The following is a 23,992-nucleotide window of genomic DNA, read 5'->3' as shown; positions in this document are numbered from 1 at the left end:
GGCCGGGATACGCTCGCGCCTGACGGCCCTCCGGTCGTCGGGTCGCCGAGCCGAGGAGATCACCAGGTGCGCGCGCTGCGAATACTTCTGATCTTCGTCGTGGTCGTGGGCGTGCTGTTCGCGGTGGTCGATCGCGTCGCGGTGCATCTGGCGCAGGGGCAGGCGGCCGACCGGCTGAAGTCGGCCGAGAACCTGGCGAGCACCCCCGACGTGTCCATCAAGGGCTTCCCCTTCCTGACCCAGCTGGCGAGCGGCGAGCTGGACGACGTCGAGGTCGGCGTCAGGGATTACGAGGTGGCCACCGGCAACGGCGCCCGGAAGATCCGTGTCGACGGCTTCACGGCGGACCTGAAGGGCGTGCGGTTCTCCGGCGACTACCGCTCCGCCACCGCCGCCACCGCCACCGGCACCGCCACCATCGCCTACGACGAGCTGCTCAAGGCCGCGAAGTCCGACTCCGCCAAGGTCGCCCCCGGCGTCACCGCCCGTGTGGTCGGCCTGTCCGACGGCGGCGACGGCAAGATTAAGGTCGACATCGAGGTCAAGTTCTCGGTGCTGGGCCTCAAGGACAAGCAGCGCGTCTCCCTGCGCAGCTCGGCCGCTGTGCGGGGCGACAAGGTGGAGGTGCGCGCCGACTCCCTGCCCGTGGTCGGTGGCGTGCGGCTCCCCGAGGGCCCGGTCCGGTCGATCACGGACTTCCAGCAGGCGATCGACCGGCTCCCCACCGGGATCGAGCTGGACTCGGTCCGGGCGGCGGCGGACGGCGTCGAGATCACGCTGAAGGGTTCGGACGTCGAACTGGCCGGGTAGACACGCGGTGGACGAGGAGTTGTCCGACTGGCGAGACGTCCTCGTCCGCACCGCAGATGCGCCGCGCGGCCGGGAGCGGGCGGGAGCGCCCGGAGGTCGTACGCCGACGGTCCGGGCGCTCCCCCATCCCACACCCCGGACGATCATGTCTCAGCATTCGGCACGCCGGTGACACGCCCGCCCCTCCCTCCCTACGATCGACCCCATGCAGCGACAGGCGGATCTCACGAAGCGGCGGGCAGTGGACCTGTGCCGCGTTGCCGCCATGCTCTGTCGCCTTTCCTGAGCGGGAGCCCTCTCCCGCGTCCCTGCGCCCCGTAACGACCCGGGGCCCGCCCGCACGCCCTGTACGCCGGCACCCGAACGCGTACCCGTGTGCCCCCTCGCACTCGCACACCCCGCCGTACCTGCCCCGGAGGAGATTGAGCATGAGCCGCAGCGACGTCCTGGTCGACGCCGACTGGGTCCAGGAGCACCTGGACGACCCGAGCATCGCCATCGTCGAGGTGGACGAGGACACGTCCGCGTACGACAAGAACCACATCAAGAACGCCATCCGGATCGACTGGACCCAGGACCTCCAGGACCCGGTCCGCCGCGACTTCGTCGACCAGGCCGGTTTCGAGAAGCTCCTGTCGGAGAAGGGCATCGCCAACGACCACACGGTGATCCTCTACGGCGGCAACAACAACTGGTTCGCCTCGTACGCCTACTGGTACTTCAAGCTGTACGGCCACGAGAACGTCAAGCTCCTCGACGGCGGCCGCAAGAAGTGGGAACTGGACGCCCGCGAGCTGGTCGACGGCACCGACGTGCCCGAGCGTGCCAGGACCGAGTACCGGGCCAAGCCGCAGGACAGCTCCATCCGCGCGTTCCGCGACGAGGTCGTGGCGGCGATCGGCAAGCTGAACATCGTCGACGTCCGGTCGCCCGACGAGTTCTCCGGCAAGCTGCTCGCCCCGGCCCACCTGCCGCAGGAGCAGTCGCAGCGCCCCGGCCACGTGCCGACCTCCCGGAACATCCCGTGGTCCAAGAACGCCAACGACGACGGCACCTTCAAGTCGGACGAGGACCTCAAGGCCCTCTACGAGGCCGAGCAGGTCGACCTGGCGAAGGACACCATCGCCCTGTGCCGCATCGGTGAGCGCTCCGCGCTGACCTGGTTCGTCCTGCACGAGCTGCTCGAAGTCCCGAACGTCAAGAACTACGACGGCTCCTGGACCGAGTACGGCTCCCTGGTGGGCGTGCCGATCGAGCTCGGCGCCGGCAAGTAAGCACGACGGTTCAGACCGTTTCGACCTCACGAACCTCTGGAGAAGCACATGTGTGGAGCGAAGGCCGGCGGCCCGGACGCCTCGACGATCAAGCCCGGTGAGACGACGATCCAGGGTCAGGTGACCCGCGACGGCGAGCCGGTGACGGGCTACGTCCGCCTGCTGGACTCGACCGGCGAGTTCACCGCGGAGGTCCCCACCTCCGCCACGGGCCAGTTCCGGTTCTACGCGGCCGAGGGCACCTGGACCGTCCGCGCCCTCGTCCCCGGCGCCACCGCCGACCGCACGGTCGTCGCCCAGCAGGGTGGCCTCGCGGAGGTCGCGATCGCGGTCTGAGCGGTCGGAGCACGGTACGGCCGAAGGGTCGCACCCCACGGGTTGGACACCCGGGGTGCGGCCCTTTCGGCGTGCTTGCCGGCGTTCTCGCCCCGGCACGGCGTGCCCGTGCGGACCTACCCTTGAGGTATGTACGCGCGACGTCGGCACGTCTACTTCGCCATGATGGCCGTCTGCATCGGGCTGTTCGTCCTGGCCTGGGGCGTCGTGCGCATCTGGTCGGTCCCCGCGGCCGTCGGCATGTGCCTGGTCGCCATGGTGATCCCGCCGGTCGCCGCCATGGTCGCCAACCGGCGCGGGCCCGAGGACCGCTGGTGGGACGACCCGTCCGGCGATCCCAAGTCCGACGAGTGGTGGGACGAGCTGGACGGCAAGAAGCGGCGTTGACTCTCCGCCGGGCACCGATCCCGCCGCGGGGAGCCTCAGTAGACGAGCGCCTGCGTCTCGTCCCCGAGGACCTCCTGGACGAAGACCTGCGAGCCCGCGATCCGCACGCCCTCGATCACGTCCTGCTCGGTGATCTCGCGCCGCGCCGCGCACTGGGTGCACAGCGTGATCCTCCCGGCCGCCAGGATCGAGTCGATCAGCTCGGGCAGCGGCGCGGCGTGCGGCAGTTCGAACTCGGCGGCCCGGCCCGGCAGCGCGAACCACGAGGACTCCCCGGTCAGCCACAGGGAGACGTCGACCCCGCTCGCCACGGCCACCGCCGCGACGTTGAACGCCTGCGAGCACCGCTCAGGGGCGTCCGCCCCCGCCGTCACCTTGATCACGAGCTTCTTCGCCATGCCTCGATCGTAATAAAGATCTTTACAACTCCTTGCATCGCCCATGAGTCTTCTGGGAGCGCGCATACGGAAGGCGCGCTTCCCGTTCTCGTGGGGGGGACGTCTTGGAAGTACCGGAAAGACCCGAACAAGCACCCGAGATCCAGGAGCCGGCGCCCGGCGCACCGCGCGCCCGCCGCCGCGGCCGTACCGCACTGCTCGTCGCCACCGCCGCCGTGCTGGGCGTCGTCGCCGGCACGTGCACCGGTTATGTCGTCCAGGCCGGCCGTACGCCGACGCCGCTGCCGCCGCTGTCCCAGCCGGTCGTGAAGCAGGCCAAGGGCGAGGCGGAGCCGTTGTCGGCGGCGCAGGACCGGCGCGTGCGCACCGACGGTGACCTGCGCAAGCTGCTGCTCAAGCGGCCGAGCGGGGCACGGGACGTCGACCTGCCGGGCGGTCAGGGCTGGCTGGACCTTGCCGAGTACGTGCGTACCTTCAAGAAACCGGACCAGGCCTTCGGGTTTCAGGTCGGCAACGAGTTCCGCCGTGCCGCGGTGGCCGCGTGGCGGACCACCGACACGCACCAAGTCGAGATCCAGCTCGTGCAGTACCGCCAGGAGGAGCGGGTGGGTGCCGCGGGCCACGCCTACGACCAGCAGTACTGGGCCGAGCACGACTCGGGCGACGACGGCTGGCCCATCCCCGGCACGGACGACAGCAGGGTGTACGTGCACAGCACGCCCGACAGGGAGCCGGGTTACCTCCCGGTGTACCTGGCCGAGGCGCACGCCTGGCGCGGCGACATCGCGATGGACATCTACATCTACGACACCAAGCCCGTACCCAAGAAGGAGATCATGAGCCTGGCCGAGCGGCAGGTGGGGCGGCTGTGAGCGAGTACGCGAGCACGGAGCCGGCCGCTGAGGCCGACGAGCCCGCACCGGCCGGACCCACGGCGCAGACCGCGCCTCCGCCGGAACCGGAGCCTCCCATGCCCGCGGAGCCTCCCGTGCCCGCGCCCTCGGTGGAGCCGGAGCCTGCCGCGCCCTCGCCGGGGCCGCAGCCGGAGGCGGCCGTGAAGCCCGCCCGGCGCCGCCGCGTCGGGCTGGTCGCCGGATGCGTCGTGCTGCTCGCCGCGCTCGTCGGCGGCACCGGCTTCACCGTGGTCACCGTACGCGATGCCGACCACGACCCCGGCGCACCCGTCTGGCGCCTGCCCGAGCCGGTGGCGGACGGACACCAGCCCGAGGCCACCGGCCTGAAGGCGATGCTGCTCCCCTACGGCACCAACGGATACGGGCGCGGCCCGGACCTGGGCGAGTACGGCGCCGACGCCGAGCTCAGCGGCGCCCAGGCCACCGCGCTGCGCAAGGAGCCGCTGAGCGTCCTGCCCCGTTCCCAGCGGCTGCTGGTGGAGAAGCAGGTCGACAAGCAGCACATCACGGGCATGGTGATGCGCAGCTACCTCAGCCTCGAGAGCCCGGGCAGCAGCAGCGACGAGGAGGCCGACACCGCCTTCGGTGTCGAGATCGTGCTCTCCCGGATGGAGAACCGCGGAACGGTGCGCTCCGTCGCGGCCACTCAGCAGGAGTTCCTCACCGCGATGAAGGTCTTCCGGGCGGGACCCAGGATCGAAGGCCACCCGAACGCCCGCTGCTTCCTGTTGCCCACGGAATCCCGCGTGAGGCTCGAGCGCATGATCTGCTCCGCCTACGAGGGCGATGTCCTGGTCAGCGCCACCGCGTACGGGGTCAAGCCGCTGGACAAGAAGAGCGTGGCCCGGTTGCTCCGCGACCAGCTCGACCGCATCAAGGACCCGGGGAAGGCCGTATGACCGAGCAGCAGCAGGCACCTGAGGCCGCGGCACCGCAGCCGGCGGCCGAACCGCCGATGCCGGACGTGCCGCGGCCGGCGGCCGAACCGCCGATGCCGGACATCCCCCCGACGCCGGACGTGCCGTCGGCCGCCACCGTCCTCCCGGGGCCCCCGCCCGGTGGTGGAAGCCGGCGGCGCCTGCGGGCCGTACTGCGCTGGACCGCGGCCGTCGTCGTGTTCGCGGTGGCCGGGGCGGGAACGGCGTACGGCATCACCGGCATGGAACGCGCGGACGTCCCCGGCCTCGCCACCGCCTCGGACGGCCGCTGGGACTACCCGCAGCTCGTCCGGCCGCCGCTGCCGTCCGGCAGCCCCCCTCCGCTGGCCGAGTCCAACAAGGCCGGGGCGCACTACGCCGACCTGCGCGCTCTCGTGCTGCCCGCGCCCACGGGGGCCCGTGAGGACAGAACCCTGCGCGGCACCGACGGCTGGCTGGAGACGAAGGGCTTCCTCGCCGAGTACGCGCTGAAGGACGAACAGAAGGAGTTCGGGCAGAGGCTGACCGATCACGGCCTGCGGCACATCGCCGCCCGCGGCTGGACCACCCAGGACGGCACGCACACGCGGATCTACCTGCTCCAGTTCAACAGTGCCGCGCTGGTGGACAACATGGTCACCTACGGCAACGCGATCGTCTCGTACGACAGCCCGCGCTACCAGATGCGCGGATCCGAGACGCCCGCTGCCGACGAGGACCTTCCGCTCAGGGCCCAACTCGAGGGCATCCGGTACTTCAGCTATACCGAGGCCAAGCCCTACGGCGCCGAACAGGTACGGCAGGCGTACCTGACGGCGGGCGACACCCTCGCGGTGATCGTCCAGTCCCGCAAGGGCGCCGCGGCCGCTGTCCCCTTCCAGCAGACGGTGGTCCTGCAGAGCGAACTGCTCGCCTGAGGCCGGGGGCGCACCTCGCCAAGAGGGCCGGACCCCGGCCGACTAAGCTGGGGTCCGGCCCTGTGTACGTACCGCACCTGCTCAACCGAGGAGCACCCCGTGGAGATCTTCTTCGAAACCCTTCTGGTCCTGGTCTGCGTCGGCGTTCTCGCCTTCGCCTACCTGACCGTGAAGAAGCTGTACCAGGGCCAGCGCTGACGACGACATCCAGGAACGGCTGCTCATGATCGAGATCCCGTCCGACCTCCACAAGGGCCTGGTCCCCCTCGCCTTCCTGCTCGGCGACTGGGCCGGTGCCGGCGTGCACGACTTCCCGGGCGCGGAGAAGTGCAACTTCGGCCAGGAGGTCACGTTCACCCACGACGGCCGGGACTTCCTGGAGTACCGGTCCCACACCTGGGTGCTGGACAACGACGGCAACAAGGTGAAGCCGCTGGAGTCCGAGTCCGGCTTCTGGCGGATCGACGCCGACCGCAAGGTCGAGGTCACGATGACCCGCGACGACGGCGCCATCGAGATCTGGTACGGCGAGCTGGCCCACAAGAAGCCGCAGATCGAGCTGGCCACCGACGCGGTCGCCCGGACCGCTGCCTCCCGCCCCTACACCGGCGGCAAGCGGCTGTACGGCTACGTCAAGAGCGACCTGATGTGGGTCGGCGAGAAGCAGACCCCCGAGGTCGAGCTGCGCCCCTACATGTCGGCCCACCTGAAGAAGGTGGTCACCCCCGAACAGGTCGAGCGCTGGGCCAAGGCCCTCCCGGACGACCTCCCGGACGACGGCATCGCCTTCTTCAAGTGAGCCGGTTCTTCAAGTGAGCCGGTTCTTCAAGTGAGCCGGGTTCTTCGAGTGAGCCCGGCCGGGTCACCGTCCTAGACTTGGGGCGTGGTGAGCATCGACTGGAAGAGCGATCTGCGGCAGCGCGGCTACCGGCTGACCCCGCAGCGGCAACTCGTGCTCGAAGCCGTCGACAGCCTGGAGCACGCGACACCCGATGACATCCTCGGCGAGGTGCGCAAGACCGCGTCGGGGGTGAACATCTCCACCGTGTACCGGACCCTGGAGCTCCTGGAGGAGCTCGGGCTGGTCAGCCACGCCCATCTGGGGCACGGCGCGCCGACGTACCACCTGGCGGACCGGCACCACCACATCCACCTGGTCTGCCGGGACTGCACGAACGTCATCGAGGCGGACCTGTCGGTGGCGGCCGAGTTCACCGCCAAGCTGCGGGAGCAGTTCGGCTTCGACACGGACATGAAGCACTTCGCGATTTTCGGGCGGTGCGCGGACTGCGCGCGCAAGGCCGCGACGGCTTCGGGCGCCTCGGCCGACCGGGGTCCAAGTAGCGAGTCGTAGGCTTGTGTTCATGAAGAGCCCCCTGCTGTCCCTGCCCGGCGCCGTCCCGGCCGAGGGCGTGGACGAAGGCGTCGCCGCCCACTACGGCGACCTGTTCCGCGAGCAGCGCGCCCTCGCGGACGGCACCGGATTCGTCGACCTCTCGCATCGCGGTGTCGTCACCGTCTCCGGCGCGGACCGGCTGAGCTGGCTGCACCTGCTGCTCACCCAGCACGTCAGCGAGCTGCCGCCAGGCCAGGCCACCGAGGCGCTGATCCTGTCCGCGCACGGCCACATCGAGCACGCGCTCTACCTGGTCGACGACGGCGAGACGGTCTGGGCCCATGTGGAACCCGGCACCCAGGAGGCGCTGATCGCCTACCTGGAGTCGATGAAGTTCTTCTACCGGGTCGAGGTCGCCGACCGGACCGCCGACTTCGCCGTCGTGCACCTGCCGGCCGGCTCGATCGCCGAGGCACCCGAGGGGGTCGTCGTGCGGGAGACCGCCTACGGCCGCGATCTCTTCCTGCCCCGCGTGGACCTGGAGTCCTACGCGGGCCAGGCCGGCCCGCCGGCCGGGATCCTCGCCCACGAGGCGCTGCGCGTCGAGCAGCACCGGCCCCGGCTCGGCTTCGAGACCGACCACCGCACCATCCCGCACGAGCTGGGCTGGATCGGCACGGCGGTGCACCTCCAGAAGGGCTGCTACCGCGGTCAGGAGACCGTGGCCCGGGTGCAGAACCTGGGCAAGCCGCCGCGCCGCCTGGTCTTCCTGCACCTGGACGGCAGCGAGGTGCACCTGCCGACGCCCGGCACGGAGATCCGCCTCGCCGACGAGGGCCCGGACGGCCGCAGGATCGGCTTCATCACCACGTCCGTACGGCACTACGAGCTCGGCCCGGTCGCGCTCGCCCTGGTCAAGCGGAACGTCCCGGTGGACGCACGGCTGATGGCGGGCGAGACGGCGGCCGCGCAGGAAGTGGTCGTGGAGCCGTAGCCCCCCGGGGCTCCGGCTCCGGCGCACGTTCCGGCGGGCCCCGGACTCACATCTCCAGTAGGACCGTGAATGGGCCGTCGTTCGTCAGCGACACCCGCATCCGCGCCCCGAACCGGCCCGTCGCGACCGTCGCGCCCAGGGAGCGCAGCTGCGCGACCACCTCCTCCACCAGCGGCTCGGCGACCTCGCCGGGCGCGGCCGCGTTCCAGGTGGGGCGGCGGCCCTTGCGGGCGTCGCCGTACAGCGTGAACTGGCTGATGACCAGGAGCGGGGCGCCGGTGTCGCTGCACGACCTCTCGTCGTGCAGCATGCGGATCGACCAGAGCTTGCGGGCCAGCTGCGCCGCCTTCTCCTTGGTGTCCTCGTGGGTGACCCCGACGAGGACGCACAGCCCCTCGCCCTCGATGGCCCCCACCGTCTCGCCGTCCACGACGACGCTCGCGCCGTCCACCCTCTGCACCACTGCACGCATGCCGACCATGATGCCCCTCGGCCGTCCGGGTGCCCCCCCGGGGCCATATCGTGCTTCTTTCTGCCCCGTAACCCCCCATCCGGGGCTGATCGGGGGCACTCGGTCACATACTGGCCACCCAGGGTGGCACGATGCTGTCGTACGCGCCGGTCGAGGGGACGGTTGAGGCGCCATGAGCACATCGAGTACCGAGCGGCACCCGGCGGCGGCCTCGCCGATCCGCGCGGACGTCGCCGAGGTCCACCGGCCGCCCGTGCAGCGCGTCGACAGCCCCGGGCCGCCCGCTGTGGACCCCGATCCCAGCTCGTCCAGCACGGGATACGCCCGGCATCCCGACCTGGGCGTGCTGAGCCTGCCCGAGCTGCGCGCCCTGCGCCGGAAGGCGCAGCGGGACGAGGCCGACCTGAGCTACGTACGGCGGCTGCTCCAGGGGCGGATCGACATCCTGCGCGCGGAGCTGGCCCGGCGCGGGCCGGAGTCGGTCCTGGGCGCCGGGCAGGTGCCCGCGCCCGAGCAGGGGTCCGTCGTCGAGCGGCTCGCGGAGATCCTCAAGGACGCGCCCGCCCGGCAGCGCTCCTCCGCCCGGCATGTGACGCTCGGCACACCGCATGGGGAGGAGTACAGCCGGCTGGCGGCCCAGATGCTCGCCGAGGTCGAGTTGTCGGACCTCGGGGCGCGTACCGACCGGGAGTTGGGCGCGGCCATGGGGCGGCTGGTGCGGTACGAGCAGCAGGTGTCGGGTCGGCGGCAGCAGTTGCAGCGCACGGCCGACGGCTGCGGCACGGAGATCGCCCGCAGATACCGTGAAGGGGAAGCACAGGTCGACGACCTGCTCGTCTGACGCGGCGGCCACGGAGGCCACGGAGGCCACGGAGGTCGCGGCGGCCGCGGAGACCCCGGGAGCCGGCGTGGACGGCGGGACCGTGGGGCGGGTTCGGGACGACCGTGGGGCGGGTTCGGGAGGGGAACGGGGGCGGCGAGGGCGGGGCGGGGAAAACACCGCGACATCCCGTCCCCGGCCCCCCTACTGTCGGCCCATGACTGCCGCCAGCCCCGCCATCGACGTACGTCCCATCACCGACGCCGAGATCCCCGACTGGATCCGCGCCGTGAACACCGGTTTCCTGCGTCCCCCCGGTGACTCCGAGGCCGCGATCGCCGACGGGCGCACGTACATCGAGCCGTCCCGCACCCTCGGCGCCTTCGACGGCGGCCGGTGCGTGGCGACGTTCCGGTCCTTCCCGCAGGAGCTCACGGCCGTCGGCGGCGCGACCGTTCCCGCCGACGCCATATCCAACGTGACCGTCTCCGCCACCCACCGCCGCCGCGGTCTGCTGACCCGGATGATGGCCCAGGACCTGGCGGCCGCGAAGGAGCGCGGTGACGTCGTGGCGACCCTGATCGCCGCCGAGTACCCGATCTACGGCCGTTACGGCTTCGGCCCGGCCACCTGGATGACCGAGTGGGCGATCGACGTGCCCCGGGCAGGCCTCGACCCCCGCTGGGCGGGACCGGACGACGGCGGCCGGGTCGACCTCGTGGACGCCGACGACGTACGCAAGCTCGGCCCGGAGCTGCACGAGCGGCTGCGCCGCGCCCAGCCCGGCGCGATCGACCGCTCCGACCGCTGGTGGCGGGTCAGCACCGGCGCACTGCGCCCGGACCCCAGCCGGTGGACCGACCGTTTCCACGCCGTCTACCGGGCAGCGGGCGGCACGGTCGAGGGACTGGCGGCGTACCACTGTGACGAGACCTGGTCGGACGCCAAGCAGCCGCTGAACACGGCCACGGTGAAGAACCTGATCGCGGTGACCCCGGCCGCCGAGCGCGCGCTGTGGCTGTACCTGTGCTCGATCGACTGGATCACGAAGGTCAAAAGCGGCTGGCGGGCCCCCGACGACCTGCTCCCCCTCTTCCTGCCGGACCCGCGCGCCGCCACGATCACCACGCACGCGGACTGGCTGTGGGTGCGGATCCTCGACGTCGCAGAGGCCCTGGAGGCGCGGACGTACGAGGGCACGGGCACGCTGGTGCTGGAGGTCCTGGACCGGGCCGGACTGGCCGGCGGGCGCTGGCGGCTCGAGGCGTCGCCCGCCGGAGGGATCTGTACGCCGACCACCGAGAGCGCCGATCTGACGCTGGACGTGGCGGAGTTGGCGACCCTGTGGCTCGGCGACGAGTCGGCGGTGCGGCTCGCCGCGCTGGGCCGGGTCCGGGAAGAACGAGCGGGCGCCGCCCGAGGGGCCGACGCCCTGCTGCGTACGTCCAGGCGGCCTTGGTGCCCGGACATGTTCTGAGCGCTCCTTCCTGCCGATGACGGGTGACAGGTATGACGCATCCGTAGCTTGGCTGTTCAGTTGTGGCGGTACAGACGGTCTTCAGTTGTGGCTGTGCGGCATGTTCGGTTGTGACTGTGCCTGCCGTACCCGCCGGCTGTGCGCCGGCTGTTCAGTTGTGACTGTGCCTGTGCGGTGCCGGATCATCGGCTGCCGCTCCCCGTTGGCGCGCCGGCCGACCGAGCTCCCGGCTCCCCTCCGGAAGGGAGCACGGTCGTACGTTCTCCAACCGTCACCCTGGTGGCCAACACTTGGAAAGTCTGGCCAGGTCGCTCAAGTTGGCTACCAACTCCACTGCTGTTATCTCCGCTTGGAAGCGGCTCATAACCATCTTCCCGCGAACTGCCGGAAGATGGCGGGAAGTTGTACCGTTTGGGTGTGGACCCGGAACACGCCTCCGTCAATGGGCGGAAGAGGTCACAGCGGCCACAGAGGTCACACCGCGAGGTGGCCGACGAACTGCGGCACCGGATCAGGACAGGGGTGCTGCGGCCGGGCCGGCGCATGCCCACCCAGGCCGAGCTGGCCGAGGAGTTCGGCGTCGAGCGCGGAGCCGTGCGCCGGGCCCTGCGCGTCCTCCAGTCGGAGCGCCTGCTCACCAACGTCTCCAGGGGAAGCCCGGCGACCGTCGCGGCCGACCCGATGGGGGCCCTGACCGGCGGTCCCTTCGCCCCGCCGTTGCCCACCACGGCCGCGCTCGCGCCCCGTATCGAGGCCGCCTTCGACGCTCCCCACGTGGAGATCGACGCCCTCTGCCTGACCGCGATCTCGCTCACCCTGGCCATGGGCGAGCCGTTGCGGCAGATCCACGCCGGGCGACTGAAACCGGCCAAGGTCGACGTCCGCGTGCTGCTGCCGTCCCGCAACATCGACCTGGCCTTCCCGATCCCGGTGGACCGGCCCAGCGAGGACGACCCGGTCCACCAGCGCTGGCTGGCCCAGCGCAACGCCCAGGGCCAGGTGCTCAAACACAACCTGCTGGCCCTGCGCGCCACCCACGGCATCGACGTCCGCGTGACCTTCCGCGCGCTGCCCTTCACTCCACCGGTCAAGCTGTACCTGCTCAACGACAGGGAGGCGTTGTTCGCGTACTACACGCTGCGGCGGCGTGAGCAGGAGATCGACCACGAGCACCTGGAGCTGTACGACGCGGAGGGCACCCGGTCGATCCTCTTCGCCTTCGAGCAGGGTGCCGACCCGCGCGACACGACCTTCGTCGAGCAGTCCCACGTGTGGTTCGACGCGTTGTGGGAGACGATCAGTTCGGAGCTGCTGCTGACGGGCTGACGCCTCCCGCGGGGAGCGCCACCCCAGTCGGGTTGGTGACCAACCGTGCGGCAGTTGGCCCCACTTGGCGGTTATCCATAAACAAGTTCCAAACAACTCCCGCCAGATAGGGCAAAGTTGTAGCGTTTGGTTGTGACCCAGGAGAGCGTGGCCGTGAACGGCAGCAGAAGGAGCTCGCCCCAGGAGATCGCCGAGGCGCTGCGGGAACGGATCCGCACCGGCGAGCTCCGGCCGGGCGACCGCCTGCCCACCCAGGCCGAACTCGCGGAGGAGTTCGGGGTGGAGCGCGGAGCCGTGCGCCAGGCCCTGCGGGTGCTCCAGGCGGACGGCCTGCTCAGCAACGTCACCAAGGGCAGCCCGCCGCGGGTCGCCGCGCCCGTCGCCGCCCGCGCGGAGCCGCAGCCGACGATGGTCGGCCTCGCGCCCCGGCTCGTGGAGGCCTTCTCCGCCCCGCAGGTCAGGATCGACGCGGCCTGCCTCACGGCCGAGACCCTGATGGTCGCCGTCGGCGAGCCCCTGCGTCTGATCCACGAGGGACGGCTGCGCCCCGAGTCGATCGACGTGCGCATTCTCCTGCCGTCCCGCAACATCGACCTGGCCTTCCCGATCTCGGTGGACCGGCCCAGCGAGGACGACCCGGTCCACCAGCGCTGGCTGGCCCAGCGCAACGCCCAGGGCCACGTCCTGAGCCACAACCTCAAAGCCCTGCGCGCCACCCACGGCATCGACGTCCGCGTGAGATTCCGCGCGCTGCCCTTCACCCCGCCGGTCAAGCTGTACCTGCTCAACGGCGCGGAGGCGCTGATCGCGTACTACATGATCACCCGCCGCGAGGAGCAGGCCGACGACGGGACGCTGGACATGTACGACGTCCTCGGTACGGAGTCCCTGCTGTTCTCCTTCGAGGAGGCGACCGGGCAGCGCGACGCCGCGTTCGTGGCGGAATCGCAGAAGTGGTTCGACGCCCTCTGGGAAACCATCACGTCGGATCTGACACTCTCCTAGTGACTTCTGATGCGACGCAGACCGAAGCGGCGACAACTGAGACCGAGAACGAGACCGAGACCGAGGAACTGCGGAACCTGATCGCGGGCGCCCGTGTCGTGCTCTGGGACTTCGACGGGCCGATCTGCCGGCTGTTCGCCGGGCACTCGGCGGAGCGGGTGGCGACGGAACTGGTCGGGTGGCTGGAGGACCGGGGCCTGCACGGCCTGCTGACCGGCTCCGAACGGCAGTCTCTGGACCCGCACGTCGTCCTGCGCGCCGTGGACCGCCGGCACCCGGGCAGCGACCTCGTGACGGAGCTGGAGGAGCGGCTGACCCAGGAGGAGCTGCGGGCCGCCGCCTCCGCGCGGCCCACCCCCTACGCCGACCCGCTGATACGGACCTGGAGGGCCCTGGGGTCGCGCCTGGCCATCACCACCAACAACTCGCCCCTCGTGGTGCGCGAGTACCTCGCGCGCCGCGACCTCGACGACTGCTTCGCCCCTCATGTCTACGGACGCACCCAGGACCTGGCACACCTCAAGCCCGACCCGCACTGCCTGAACCGCGCCCTGGCCGCCACCGGCGCCTCCCCCGCGCGGGCCCTGATGATCGGCGACACCCCCACGGACCACGAGGCCTCCCTGCGGGCCGGCGTACCCTTCCTCGGCTACGCCAGCAACGCCCGCAAGGAGAAACTGCTCAGGGAGGCGGGCGCCACGGTGGTCGTGGAGTCCCTGGAGCCGGTACTGCGGATCCTCCGGACGGTCAGGCCTGGGTCATCAGGAGCGTGAAGATCACGGCCGCGCCGACCGCGAGCCGAGTACTGCGGCCCCGTACGCCCACCGTGACCGCGGTCAGCAGCGCCAGTCCCACCAGGCCCAGCCGGGCCTGCACCTCGCGTGTCAGGAGGAACTCCCCCAGGGCCCTGAGCAGTTGCAGCTGGACCACGTTCCCCACCCACCCTTCCATTTGTCAGCGAGTTGGCCAACTAGTAGCCCAATTGGGCTGGTTGCCTTGAAGTGGATGTCCCCTGCCGGTCTGATCGATTAACGCGGCAGGCCAAAATGACTCCCGATGGAGGCGAAAAGCCGGTTTGTTGGTGGGTTGCCGGCGGTACGGTCAGGTTGTGGGTGAGGAACGGGCGGGTGACGGTGGCGGCAGGGAGTTCCACCGGGTGTCGGAGGAGCTGCGGGCCCGGATGGTGGACGGCACCTACCCGGTGCGTTCCTTCCTGCCCTCGCAGCGCGACCTCGCGGAGGAGTTCGGGGTCTCCCGGGACACCGTGCAGCGGGTGCTGCGGGAGCTGGCCACCGAGGGCTGGACCGAGTCCCGGCAGGGCAGCGGCACCCGTGTCGTCAAGAACCAGCGGATACAGTCCTCGACGGCCAAGGCCACCCGGTCACGCAGGGGCGTGAGCCTGGGTCCGCTCATCAGCGAGGCGTTCGAACAGCCGGAAGTGGCCCTGGACGTCTACACGTTGACGTCCGAGTCGCTGGATACCCACATCAGGCTCCAGGCGGAGCGGATCCGGGGCGGGTTCATCCACCCCCGGAGCATCTCGCTGCGCATGCTGCTGCCGACCACGTCGGTGCCCCTGCCCTACCCGACGGCCAAGGACGAGGAGAACGCCACCCGTCTGCACCACCGCCTGCTCGCCATCACCGAGCGGCACACGGACTCGCTGCGGACAGTGCTGCGCGAGTTGCGGGCCGAGGAACTGGTGCCCGCCGTGGACGTGCAGATCCGGCACGTACCGCTGACGCCGGCCTTCAAGCTGTACGTCCTCAACGGCGTGGAGGTTCTCTTCGGGCCGTACGAGGTGACCGAGCGGCCCGTAGTCCTCGAGACCGGCGAGGAGATCATGGCGCTCGACGTGCTGGGGCTCGGGGCGACCCTCACCCATCACATACGCGATGCCGACCCCGATTCGCCGGGCTCGGTCTTTGCGACCTCGATGCGGGCGTGGTTCGAGTCCGTGTGGTCCCTGCTGTCCGAGTGACCGCGGGCCGCCCCGGTGCCGTGCTGTAGCATGCCCGCACCTGGTGAGCAACAGCTCCGTTTCACACCTAGAGCACGCAAGAGGTGGTGTGCAAGGCGACCTCGACGGTGCGACGCAGCCCGGACGCACTGGTAGGGGCACACCACCCGTTGTGCCGACAGCAGGCGTACTTCGAGCGTGTCTGATTTGACGCTTAGCGTACCTTTTGTCATACCGATGTTCTCGCCTGAGTACTTGAGCAACTGGAGCGGCCGTGGCTGCACCTCCTCCTCGTCCCCATCTCGGGGAACGCGCCCTCCGCGACGTCCAGAGGTTCGTACGGCTCGCCTCCGAGCTGGGTGAGTCCAGCGGCGGTCACCACAACCAGAACCACGTGCTTCCCCTGACGGAGCACATGGCGCGGATCCTGCGCAGGGAGGCCGGTACGTACGTGACCGTTCGGATCCGCCGTGCGCACGCGTTACCGGTGGTGATCAGAACCTGGGAGAACGAGGCCGAGATCCTCGACGCCGTCAGAGGAGTGCTGCCCGACGTCCCGGAGTGCCTGGTCAAACAGGACTCCTTCGCGATCCACAGCTACGTCGAGGGCGTTCCCCTCTCCACTGTCTGCGGCAACGGCAAGCCGGTCGACACCTTTCTGGTCAAGTCGCTGGCGGACCTGCTCGCCCGGATGGCCCAGGTCCGCCGGGAGGCGCTGCCGCCGCTTCCTCCGCAGTGGCCGTGCAACGACAAGGACAGCCAGGCCTTTCTCCAGACGCTGGCGAGGCTTGCAGACCGGCAGATCAGGCAGCCCAATTGGTATGCCTTCGGTGGCCTGTTCGTCGCCTTGGGCATCCCCGATGACGCCCTGACCCAGCTGGCTGCGCGCGTGCCCGCCATGGCAAGGCGGCCGTACAGCCTGCTCCACGCGGACCTGCACCGCGACAACCTGATCATGGCGTCCGGCGACGATCCGGCCCTTTTCTGTGTTGACTGGGAACTGGCGACCTACGGCGACCCGCTGCACGATCTGGCCACGCACCTCGTCCGTATGCGTTACCCCAGACGCCAGTGGGCCGAAGTGATCGATGCCTGGGCCGGATCCATGGACCGGATCCGCCCCGCGGCCGTCAACGGCCTGGCCAGAGATCTGCGGCACTACGTTGCCTTCGAGTGGGCACAGTCCGTCTACCCGGACGTGATGCGGGCGGCGCAGGCCCTGGAGGACGGGCCCGACCAGGAGAGCCTGGACGAGGCGACGACGAGTGTGCGTCGGGCACTGGAAGCGGGCGCCGAACCACTCGGGCTCAGAAACGTTCCGGACACCGCGGAGATCGAGCGTGTCCTGTTCCGATGGCGGGCCTCCCGGGCGGCGGTGCGCAGCGGTGGCGCGGGCCGGGCGGGCGGGGCGATCTCGTGGTCGGCGGACCCGCGCCTCCCGGAGCGGCGCGATTTCCCCGCCTCCGCCATCGATCACGCCCTGCTCGCCGAGGGGATGGCCTTGGCCAGCCGGGTGTTCAAGGGCACCGCACACCTCAACTCGGTGGTACGAGTGCCGGGGTTCGACTCCCCGGTCGTGGTGCGCCGCAAGCTGGCGAACGTCTGCCGCCGCGAGCCCAGATTCCTCAGCGAGCACGCTGTGCTGCGGGCCATCGAGGAGTCGGGCGTTGCGGTGGAGGCACCGAAGGTCCTCGCCCTGGGCCGCAGCCACCAGGGCGAGCAGTACGCCATCCACACGTATGTCGGCCCCGAGGACACCGACCGTCCGCCCAGCCACCCGGAGCTCGGCCTGCGGCCACACGAGGCGGACGCGCTCGTCGACCAGTTGTGCGCGTTGACGCGCGTGGGCTACGGAGAGCTCGACCCGGTGGCGGGCGAGGGGACCTTCTTCAACTGGCTGTGCGACCAGTTGGTGCTCATGGTGGGCGAACTGCCCAAGGAATCGCGGCAGCTGGCCCGGTTTCTCGGCTTGCCCGACGCCCCCCGGCTCCAGCAGATCCTCACCCGGTACTGGGTCAGCCCCCGCCGTCCGGTGCTCCTGCACGGCGACCTGAACCCGTGGAACCTCGTACGCCGCGAGGACGAGCGCGCCCTCACCATCATCGACTGGGAGATGGCCCTGATCGGTGACCCGTTGTACGACCTGGTCCGGCACATGCACCTCACGCCGACCCGCCCGGAGATCCGCGCCCGCATGTTCAGCCGCTGGGAGCGCCGCCTGCCCGCCGACCACACCACCGGCTGGGAGCAGGACTGGCGCGTGTACCACCGGCTCGAGACCGTCCGCTCCGCCTACGTCGACCTGGACCGCCTGGTGACCGGCGCGAGCCTGGACGCCCCCAACGTCCGCCGCGCCGTCGAGTCGTACGCGATGACCCTCGCGGCGGCCACCGGGTCACTCGGCGTGACCGCCCGCGCCACAGCGAACCCCTATCTTGTCCGTGCTCTTGCCTGAGGAGGCCATGACAGGACGCGGGGTCGGTCTGTCCGCAGTCCTGCGGTGGCCCCGACGCAGGGCGCTGCCGCGAATACTACGGCTCCTGTCCGAGCTGTCCGAACGGCTCACCGCGACCAGCAGGGTGCTCGTCGCCACCTGGAACAAGCACTTCGACGACCTGTGGGCCCTCGCCAAGGTCCCGCCCTGGCGCCGGCAGCCGCCCCCTTGACCCGGAAGCCCGGCTCCCGGGCGGCGGGGCTCGCTCTTGCAAGCGGGTTGCTTGCAATTGTTAGCAGGGGTGGTGCAAGGTGGAGGCATGGCATCGCTCAACGTCGGCAATCTCGGTGAGTACCTGCGCGAGCAGCGGCGCAACGCGCAGTTGTCGCTGCGGCAGCTCGCCGACGCCGCCGGGGTGTCCAATCCGTACCTGAGCCAGATCGAGCGCGGGCTGCGCAAGCCGAGCGCGGAGGTGCTCCAGCAGGTCGCCAAGGCGCTGCGGATCTCCGCCGAGACGTTGTACGTGCGGGCCGGGATCCTCGACGCCGAGCGGGACCGGGACGACGTGGAGACGCGCGCCGTCATCCTCTCCGACCCGTCGCTGAACGAGCGGCAGAAGCAGGTGCTGCTCCAGATCTACGAGTCCTTCCGCAAGGAGAACGGGTTCGGGACCTCCGAGACGGACGGTCCCCGTGAGCGGGCGGCCCAGGACGGCGGCACCGGCACCGACGGCGGCTCCATACCCGTCCGGCCCGCCGCCGAGGCGGACGGCGGCCGGCCCGCCCCCGCCGAGCGGGGCCGTACCCGCACGTCCGGCGGTGACGCCGATCCGCGGGAGGCGGCGGGCTGATCCCAGCGAGCGCACGGTCACGGGCCGGGCGCCCGGCCCGACCACCGCGGAAACCCAAAACCCTCAGCCACAAGCGACCCGGGAGGACCCACACCATGGCCATCACCGACGACTTGCGCAAGACCTTCAGCGACCCCACGCCGCTCTACTTCGCCGCGGGCACCGCGGACCTGGCCCTCCAGCAGGCCAAGAAGGTGCCCGCCCTGATGGAGCAGCTGCGCGCCGAGGCCCCGGCCCGTATCGACGCGGTGCGCAACACCGACCCGAAGGCCGTCCAGGCACGGGCCACCGCCCGCGCCAGGGAGGCCGGTGTCCGGGTCAAGGAGACGCAGGAGACCCTCCAGACCAAGGTCACCGACTTCCTGACCTACCTCGACACCGACCTGAAGAAGCTCAGCACGAACCTCGACGCCGACCTGAAGAAGCTCGGCGAGAGTGCCCAGGACCTCGCCCTGCGCGGCGTCGGCGTCGCCGCCGAGTACGCCGTCAAGGCCCGCGAGACCTACGAGAAGGTCGCCGAGCACGGCGAGCAGACCGTGAAGACCTGGCGCGGCCAGGCCGCCGAGGGCATCGAGGACTTCGCCGGCGGGGTCGAGGAACTCGCCGTCGCCGTCGAGCCGCAGCCCGAGCCGAGGACGGAGCCGGTCATGGTCAAGGAGGACGGCCCCGAGGCCGGGGCCACGCCCATCACGGCCAAGAAGAACCAGTCGAAGAAGGGTCCGGCCATGCGCAAGACCCCGCCCACGGCGAAGAAGCCCACCCCGCCCGCCCCGTAGGCGGCGCCGGGCAGGTGGCCTCCTGCGGGTGGCGTCGGGCAGGCGCCGACACGCCGGATCGCCTCACCCGAACGGGCGACGGGCACCCGGGCCGGGCACCCTTGGGGTGCCCGGCCCGTTCTACGGGTACGGTGGCGGCGTAGGAATCGGGAGAGAACGGGCGGTGGGCAACATGCTGATGCTGGGCTTCCAGGGGCTCCTGGGGATTCTGAAGATCGTCCTGATGGGCTTGGCCGCGTTCGGGCTGTTCGACGCCGCGTTCCGGCGCGAGGACGCCTTCCGCGCGGCCGACAAGCAGAACAAGATGTTCTGGCTGATCATCCTGGGCATCGCGCTCGCCGTGAGCTACCTGTTCTCGATCTTCTCGTTCCTGCCGATCATCGGCGTCATCGCGAGCATCGTCTACATCGTCGACGTGCGGCCCGCGCTCAAGCAGGTCTCCGGCGGGAACGGATGGGGACGCCGCCGCGGCAGCAGCAGCGACGGCCCGTACGGGCCCTACAACGGCGGCCGGTGACCCCCGGCTCCCGTCGGCTACGGCTCCCGGTCCAGCAGGACCACCGCCACGTCGTCGGTGAGCTCGCCGCCGTTGAGTCCGCGCACCTCGTTCACCGTCGCCCGCAGCAGCCCCTCCCCACGCAGACCCTGGTCGAACTGGTGGCGGACCACCTCGACCATGCCGTCCTGGCCCAGCCGCTCGCCGTCCTCCCCGACCCGGCCCTCGATCAGGCCGTCGGTGTAGAGCATCAGGCTCCATGCCGCGCCCAGCTCCACCTGCATCCGGGGCCAGCGGGCGCCGGGCAGCAGGCCGAGTGCGGGGCCGTTGTTCTCGTACGGCAGCAGCCGGGCGGGCCTGCCGGGAGTGATCACCAGCGGTGACGGGTGGCCGGCCAGGCACAGTCCCGCCTGGCGACCGTCGGGCGCTATGTCCACCGCGCACAGGGTCGCGAAGATCTCCTCGTCGGAACGCTCGTGCTCCAGCACCTGCTGGAGCGTGCCCAGCAGCTCGTCCCCGCACAGCCCCGCCAGGGTCAGCGCCCGCCAGGCGATCCGCAGCTCCACGCCCAGCGCCGCCTCGTCGGGGCCGTGCCCGGAGACGTCGCCGATCATCGCGTGCACGGTGCCGTCGGGGGTGCGGACGGCGTCGTAGAAGTCGCCGCCGAGCAGCGCGCGTGAGCGGCCGGGGCGGTAGCGGGAGGCGAAACGCAGCGTGGACCCGTCCAGCAGCGGGGTCGGCAGCAGGCCGCGCTCCAGGCGGCGGTTCTCCTGCGCGCGCAGCCTGCCCTCGGCGAGCCTGCGCTCGGCCGTGTCGGAGCGCTTGCGTTCCACCGCGTAGCGGATCGCACGGCTCAGCAGCCGCCCGTCCAACTCGTCGCGGAACAGGTAGTCCTGGGCGCCGACCCGCACCGCCTGGGCGGCGCGTTCGGCGTCACCGGAGGAGGTGAGCGCGAGCACGGCGTGCCGGGGCGCGAGCTCGAGCACGTGCCGCAGCACGGCGAGCTCGTCGTCGTCGCCCGCGGACCGGCCCGGCGCGGGCAGCGCGAGGTCCAGCAGGATGCAGTGCACGTCATCGGTGAGCAGCCGCTCGGCCTCGGTGAGGTTGCGGGCCCGGCGCACGCGGATCGGCCTGCCGGACGAGTCGAGCAGTTCGGGCACCATCGGCGAGCCGACCGGGTCGTCCTCGATCAGCAGCAGCGTGAGCTGGGCGCTGTGGGCCTGGGCGCCGGCGCGGTTGTCCTTCTCGACGGTTGCTTCCTTACGCGGGGCCTGTGCTGCGGAGGTGTCGTCGCCGTGGGACGCGGTCTGTGCCTGGTCGCACTCCGCGGCCGGGACTGTCCTCTGCCGCGGTACGGGCACGGGCATTGTCCTGGGTTCCTTCCCTCCCCCCGAGGGCATGGCGGGTACGAGGGACCTCGGCCCGCCGACGGGACACTAGCGGTAGTCGGCGCCGCGGGGGAATGGTGTGAGGCGCGTCGCTCCGGCTTTCGCCGCTGTCATATGCCGCGATCCCTACCGGAGTTGGACACGGCGACCCGGGGGCCGGAATGACGAAGCTCACGTCCCCGAGGGGTTTGGCGACGACCCGGGGGTGCGATCGGTCACGTGGCCGGGGTCACCGGAGACCGGCCGGGCCGTGGAGTGCGTGGCCGTGTCCCGCCGTCGCCTCGGCCCCTGGCCCGCCGTGGGAACCTCAGTCCGTGTCGGGCCGTACGACGCCCAGGATCGGCATCGAGCCCGCCCCGGCGAGCGTCACCGTCCGCCCCGGCCGCGGGGCGTGCACGATCGTGCCGTCGCCGACGTACATCCCGACATGGCTGGCGTCACCGAAGTAGATGATCAGGTCGCCGGGCCGCATGTCCTTGATGTCCACGTGCCTCAGCCGCTTCCACTGCTGCTGCGAGGTGCGCGGGACGGGACGGCCGGCCGCCGCCCAGGCCTGGGAGGTGAGTCCCGAGCAGTCGTACGTCCCGGGGCCCTCTGCGCCCCACTCGTACGGCTTGCCGAGCTGGGCCGTCGCGAACTCGACCGCCCTCCTGCCGGTCGCGGACGCCTTCCCGTCGAGCTCGTCGAGGATCCCGGTGCCCAGCCAGGCCGACTGCGCCCGGTCAGAGGCCTGCCGTTCCAGTTCGGCGAGGCGCTCGCGCTGCCGCTTCTCCAGCCTGGCCTCGAGCTGCTCGGCCTCCTTGATCCGCTGCTTGATCCGCTTCTTCGCCGCGGCCTTGGCCTTGCGGCCCGCCTCCAGCATGTGCAGGTGGTCGGCGGCGTCGTCCGCGTACAGCTTCAAGTCCTGCTGGGCGCGGGCCGTTTCCTCGATCAGGCTCTTGGTCGCCCGCTGGCTCTGGAGCACCCGGCCGGCCCCCTCGAAGAAGTCCTGCGGGTCGTTGCCCAGCATCAGCTGGACCTCGGGCGGCAGGCCGCCCGTGCGGTACTGGGCGCGGGCCGCGGCGCCGGCGCGGTCCCTCAGCCCGTCGAGTCTGAGCTGTCCCTCGGCGATCTTCCGGTTCAGGTCCGTGATCTCGGCGGACTGCTTCTTCGTCTTCTCCGCGGCCAGGTTGTAGGCGTCGGTGGCGACGGCCGCGTCGTGGTACAGCTTGTCCAGCTTGGCGCGGACGGCCTGGAGATCCTTGTCCGGCGGGAGCGTGACGGAGGGGGAGGCCGAGGGCGAGGCCGAAGGAGCGGGCGCGGCGGGCGGCGTCGGTTCCGGCAGCGCGCGTGCGATGGCGGTGCCCGGTGCGCCCAGCAGCGTGACCGCGCAGACCACGGTCACGGCCGCCGCGAGCACGCTGTGCCTGCCCCGTCCCATACTCGCCCCCCAGCTGATTAACCGTCAGTAACATGCAGACGCTCGGGCGATCGTGCCACGACTCGGCGCAAAGCGACAGAGGTGCGGCGATCTCCCGGCGATCTCCCCGTCTGTGTGACGAACGCACCGCAAAGATCGTTCCCCGCTGGTCGCGGCGGACACGCGTGCCGCCGCGCGGCAGGCGGTCACCGGTCAGGCGCGCGGCGCCAACGCCCGCCACTTGAGGGTCACTTCGCCCTGCCGCCACCGCGCAGGGCCGTCCGTCACCGGCCAGTCGGCCGCCAGGTCGCGCACCGCGCGGATCCAGCGCTGGCGGGCGCCGTAGGCGGCGTACGGCGCGGCGCTCGCCCAGGCCCGGTCGAAGTCGCGCAGGAAGGCGTGCACCGGCTCACCGCGTACGTTGCGGTGGATGAGCGCCTTCGGGAGGCGTTCGGCCAGGTCGGACGGGCGGTCCAGGGAGCCGAGCCGGGTGGCGAAGGTCACCGTGCGGGGGCCTTCCGGGCCGAGTGCGACCCACACGTGCCGGCGCCCGATCTCGTCGCACGTGCCCTCCACCAGCAGGCCTCCGCGCGAGTGGCCGTCCGCCGGGGCGAGCCGCGTGCGCAACCGCTCCCAGACGGCGGCGACCTCTGCCTCGTCGTACTGCCGCAGCACGTTCGCCGCGCGGATGAGGTGCGGACGCTGCGGGACGGGGACCTCGAAGCCGCCGTGCCGGAAGACGAGTCCGTCGCGCTCGTACGGCTTCGCGGCCGCGACCCGGGCCGGTTCGATCTCCACGCCCACCACGCGCGCGCGTGGAGCGGCGGTGCGCAGCCGGTGCAGCAGCTCGACCGCCGTCCAGGGGGCGGCGCCGTAGCCGAGGTCGACGGCCACCGGATCGGCGGCGCGGCGCAGTTCGGCGCCGTGCACGGCCGCGATCCAGCGGTCCATGCGGCGGAGCCGGTTGGGGTTGGTCGTCCCGCGCGTCACCGTTCCCACGACGGGGGTCCCCCGGCTCGGACGAAGCCGAGAGTGGGGGAGGGGCGCTGCACGGGATGTCATGCATACGAGGGTATGGCTCGTGCGGGCGGTGCCGTGCGGGCGGTGTCGTGCGGGCGGTGTCGTTCGGTCGTCGTGCCGGGTTGCGCGCGTGTGCGTGACGCGCTGCTCCCGAGGTACCCGCAGTACGTCCGGGCGCCGGTCGCGCGTGAGCGCCGGACCGTCCCGTACGCGGTCGCGCGCGAGCGCCACGTCCTCCGACGTCGAACGGTTGAGCGAGCGCCGGTAATGATTGGGCAAAGGACCC

At 71.2% G+C, this 23,992-nt stretch carries 27 protein-coding genes; 21 read left to right on the top strand and 6 right to left on the bottom strand.

All coding sequences use genetic code 11. The annotated features are described in order from the left end of the window. Positions 1-66: 66 nt before the first annotated feature. From ACTYVM_RS18185 to ACTYVM_RS18165, 5 genes are all read left to right on the top strand, one after another. The gene (locus tag ACTYVM_RS18185; RefSeq protein WP_445526886.1) at positions 67-810 is read left to right on the top strand and encodes an LmeA family phospholipid-binding protein; all 744 of its coding nucleotides are present in this window, start codon (positions 67-69) and stop codon (positions 808-810) included. A gap of 205 nt (positions 811-1,015) precedes the next feature. Next, positions 1,016-1,096 (top strand): Ms5788A family Cys-rich leader peptide, encoded by an 81-nt coding sequence (locus ACTYVM_RS18180; RefSeq protein WP_400035584.1) that lies wholly within the window; start codon positions 1,016-1,018, stop codon positions 1,094-1,096. A 142-nt stretch (positions 1,097-1,238) separates the two neighbouring features. Next, on the top strand, positions 1,239-2,084 hold the full coding sequence (locus tag ACTYVM_RS18175; protein WP_445526885.1) for a sulfurtransferase: 846 nt from the start codon (positions 1,239-1,241) through the stop codon (positions 2,082-2,084). A gap of 48 nt (positions 2,085-2,132) precedes the next feature. Next, on the top strand, positions 2,133-2,420 hold the full coding sequence (locus ACTYVM_RS18170) for a DUF1416 domain-containing protein (protein WP_010351646.1): 288 nt from the start codon (positions 2,133-2,135) through the stop codon (positions 2,418-2,420). A 129-nt stretch (positions 2,421-2,549) separates the two neighbouring features. Beyond that, on the top strand, positions 2,550-2,807 hold the full coding sequence (locus ACTYVM_RS18165; RefSeq protein ID WP_400035318.1) for a DUF3099 domain-containing protein: 258 nt from the start codon (positions 2,550-2,552) through the stop codon (positions 2,805-2,807). 35 nt (positions 2,808-2,842) lie between these two features. Here the strand turns inward: ACTYVM_RS18165 and ACTYVM_RS18160 are convergent, their stop codons facing one another. Further along, the gene (locus ACTYVM_RS18160) at positions 2,843-3,205 is read right to left on the bottom strand and encodes a DsrE family protein (RefSeq protein WP_445526884.1); all 363 of its coding nucleotides are present in this window, start codon (positions 3,203-3,205) and stop codon (positions 2,843-2,845) included. A 104-nt stretch (positions 3,206-3,309) separates the two neighbouring features. On the opposite strand from ACTYVM_RS18160, the gene ACTYVM_RS18155 reads away from it, so the two are divergent. From ACTYVM_RS18155 to ygfZ, 6 genes are all read left to right on the top strand, one after another. After that, positions 3,310-4,077, top strand: a complete 768-nt coding sequence (locus ACTYVM_RS18155) for a hypothetical protein (protein WP_445526883.1) — start codon at positions 3,310-3,312, stop codon at positions 4,075-4,077. A 98-nt stretch (positions 4,078-4,175) separates the two neighbouring features. After that, on the top strand, positions 4,176-5,018 hold the full coding sequence (locus tag ACTYVM_RS18150) for a hypothetical protein (RefSeq protein ID WP_445526882.1): 843 nt from the start codon (positions 4,176-4,178) through the stop codon (positions 5,016-5,018). Continuing rightward, positions 5,015-5,953, top strand: a complete 939-nt coding sequence (locus tag ACTYVM_RS18145) for a hypothetical protein (protein ID WP_445526881.1) — start codon at positions 5,015-5,017, stop codon at positions 5,951-5,953. The genes ACTYVM_RS18150 and ACTYVM_RS18145 overlap by 4 nt, the downstream gene beginning before the upstream one ends. A 223-nt stretch (positions 5,954-6,176) precedes the next feature. Then, positions 6,177-6,752, top strand: a complete 576-nt coding sequence (locus tag ACTYVM_RS18140; RefSeq protein ID WP_445526880.1) for a heme-binding beta-barrel domain-containing protein — start codon at positions 6,177-6,179, stop codon at positions 6,750-6,752. Between the two features lie 84 nt (positions 6,753-6,836). Continuing rightward, a complete protein-coding gene (locus tag ACTYVM_RS18135) occupies positions 6,837-7,307 on the top strand; it encodes a Fur family transcriptional regulator (RefSeq protein WP_445526879.1) in 471 nt (156 codons plus the stop codon). A 10-nt stretch (positions 7,308-7,317) separates the two neighbouring features. Further along, positions 7,318-8,283 carry a CAF17-like 4Fe-4S cluster assembly/insertion protein YgfZ gene (ygfZ, locus tag ACTYVM_RS18130; RefSeq protein ID WP_445526878.1) on the top strand — a complete coding sequence of 322 codons (966 nt, stop codon included), beginning with the start codon at positions 7,318-7,320 and terminating at the stop codon, positions 8,281-8,283. A gap of 46 nt (positions 8,284-8,329) precedes the next feature. Here the strand turns inward: ygfZ and dtd are convergent, their stop codons facing one another. Continuing rightward, positions 8,330-8,755, bottom strand: a complete 426-nt coding sequence (dtd, locus tag ACTYVM_RS18125; RefSeq protein WP_086728435.1) for a D-aminoacyl-tRNA deacylase — start codon at positions 8,753-8,755, stop codon at positions 8,330-8,332. 172 nt (positions 8,756-8,927) lie between these two features. On the opposite strand from dtd, the gene ACTYVM_RS18120 reads away from it, so the two are divergent. The 5 genes from ACTYVM_RS18120 to ACTYVM_RS18100 all read left to right on the top strand — a co-directional run bounded on the left by ACTYVM_RS18120 (position 8,928) and on the right by ACTYVM_RS18100 (position 14,156). Beyond that, the gene (locus ACTYVM_RS18120) at positions 8,928-9,596 is read left to right on the top strand and encodes an RsiG family protein (RefSeq protein WP_445526877.1); all 669 of its coding nucleotides are present in this window, start codon (positions 8,928-8,930) and stop codon (positions 9,594-9,596) included. 196 nt (positions 9,597-9,792) lie between these two features. Further along, positions 9,793-11,052, top strand: coding sequence for a GNAT family N-acetyltransferase (locus ACTYVM_RS18115; protein WP_445526876.1), 1,260 nt, complete (start codon positions 9,793-9,795; stop codon positions 11,050-11,052). Positions 11,053-11,463: 411 nt separating this feature from the next. Continuing rightward, positions 11,464-12,378 carry a winged helix-turn-helix domain-containing protein gene (locus tag ACTYVM_RS18110; RefSeq protein WP_445526875.1) on the top strand — a complete coding sequence of 305 codons (915 nt, stop codon included), beginning with the start codon at positions 11,464-11,466 and terminating at the stop codon, positions 12,376-12,378. Between the two features lie 126 nt (positions 12,379-12,504). Continuing rightward, on the top strand, positions 12,505-13,383 hold the full coding sequence (locus ACTYVM_RS18105) for a winged helix-turn-helix domain-containing protein (RefSeq protein ID WP_445526874.1): 879 nt from the start codon (positions 12,505-12,507) through the stop codon (positions 13,381-13,383). After that, positions 13,383-14,156 (top strand): HAD family hydrolase, encoded by a 774-nt coding sequence (locus ACTYVM_RS18100; RefSeq protein ID WP_445526873.1) that lies wholly within the window; start codon positions 13,383-13,385, stop codon positions 14,154-14,156. The genes ACTYVM_RS18105 and ACTYVM_RS18100 overlap by 1 nt, the downstream gene beginning before the upstream one ends. Here the strand turns inward: ACTYVM_RS18100 and ACTYVM_RS18095 are convergent. After that, positions 14,131-14,322: a hypothetical protein gene (locus ACTYVM_RS18095; protein WP_445526872.1), complete on the bottom strand. Its 192-nt coding sequence runs from the start codon at positions 14,320-14,322 to the stop codon at positions 14,131-14,133. The two genes, ACTYVM_RS18100 and ACTYVM_RS18095, sit on opposite strands and share 26 nt — an antisense overlap. Before the next feature lie 169 nt (positions 14,323-14,491). Here ACTYVM_RS18095 and ACTYVM_RS18090 point away from each other — a divergent pair, with 169 nt between their 5' ends. The 5 genes from ACTYVM_RS18090 to ACTYVM_RS18070 all read left to right on the top strand — a co-directional run bounded on the left by ACTYVM_RS18090 (position 14,492) and on the right by ACTYVM_RS18070 (position 19,920). Further along, complete coding sequence (locus ACTYVM_RS18090; RefSeq protein WP_445526871.1) at positions 14,492-15,364, top strand: winged helix-turn-helix domain-containing protein; 873 nt, start codon at positions 14,492-14,494, stop codon at positions 15,362-15,364. 253 nt (positions 15,365-15,617) lie between these two features. After that, positions 15,618-17,798, top strand: a complete 2,181-nt coding sequence (locus ACTYVM_RS18085; RefSeq protein WP_445526870.1) for an aminoglycoside phosphotransferase family protein — start codon at positions 15,618-15,620, stop codon at positions 17,796-17,798. Between the two features lie 298 nt (positions 17,799-18,096). After that, a complete protein-coding gene (locus ACTYVM_RS18080) occupies positions 18,097-18,627 on the top strand; it encodes a helix-turn-helix domain-containing protein (protein WP_445526869.1) in 531 nt (176 codons plus the stop codon). 95 nt (positions 18,628-18,722) lie between these two features. Further along, a complete protein-coding gene (locus ACTYVM_RS18075; protein ID WP_445526868.1) occupies positions 18,723-19,403 on the top strand; it encodes a hypothetical protein in 681 nt (226 codons plus the stop codon). Positions 19,404-19,575: 172 nt separating this feature from the next. Then, entirely contained in the window at positions 19,576-19,920 is a 345-nt protein-coding gene (locus ACTYVM_RS18070; protein ID WP_445526923.1) for a DUF2516 family protein, read from the top strand. Between the two features lie 17 nt (positions 19,921-19,937). Here the strand turns inward: ACTYVM_RS18070 and ACTYVM_RS18065 are convergent, their stop codons facing one another. The 3 genes from ACTYVM_RS18065 to ACTYVM_RS18055 form a co-directional block, all read right to left on the bottom strand. Next, a complete protein-coding gene (locus ACTYVM_RS18065) occupies positions 19,938-21,266 on the bottom strand; it encodes a PP2C family protein-serine/threonine phosphatase (protein ID WP_445526867.1) in 1,329 nt (442 codons plus the stop codon). Between the two features lie 328 nt (positions 21,267-21,594). Beyond that, positions 21,595-22,707: a C40 family peptidase gene (locus ACTYVM_RS18060; RefSeq protein WP_445526866.1), complete on the bottom strand. Its 1,113-nt coding sequence runs from the start codon at positions 22,705-22,707 to the stop codon at positions 21,595-21,597. Positions 22,708-22,899: 192 nt separating this feature from the next. Further along, a complete protein-coding gene (locus tag ACTYVM_RS18055; RefSeq protein ID WP_445526865.1) occupies positions 22,900-23,685 on the bottom strand; it encodes a class I SAM-dependent methyltransferase in 786 nt (261 codons plus the stop codon). Positions 23,686-23,992: the final 307 nt, after the last annotated feature.

The sequence above is a fragment of the Streptomyces cyslabdanicus genome (assembly GCF_052663305.1).
The sequence above is the reverse complement of the archived record's forward strand: the minus strand, read 5'-3'. Positions and strand labels throughout refer to the sequence as shown.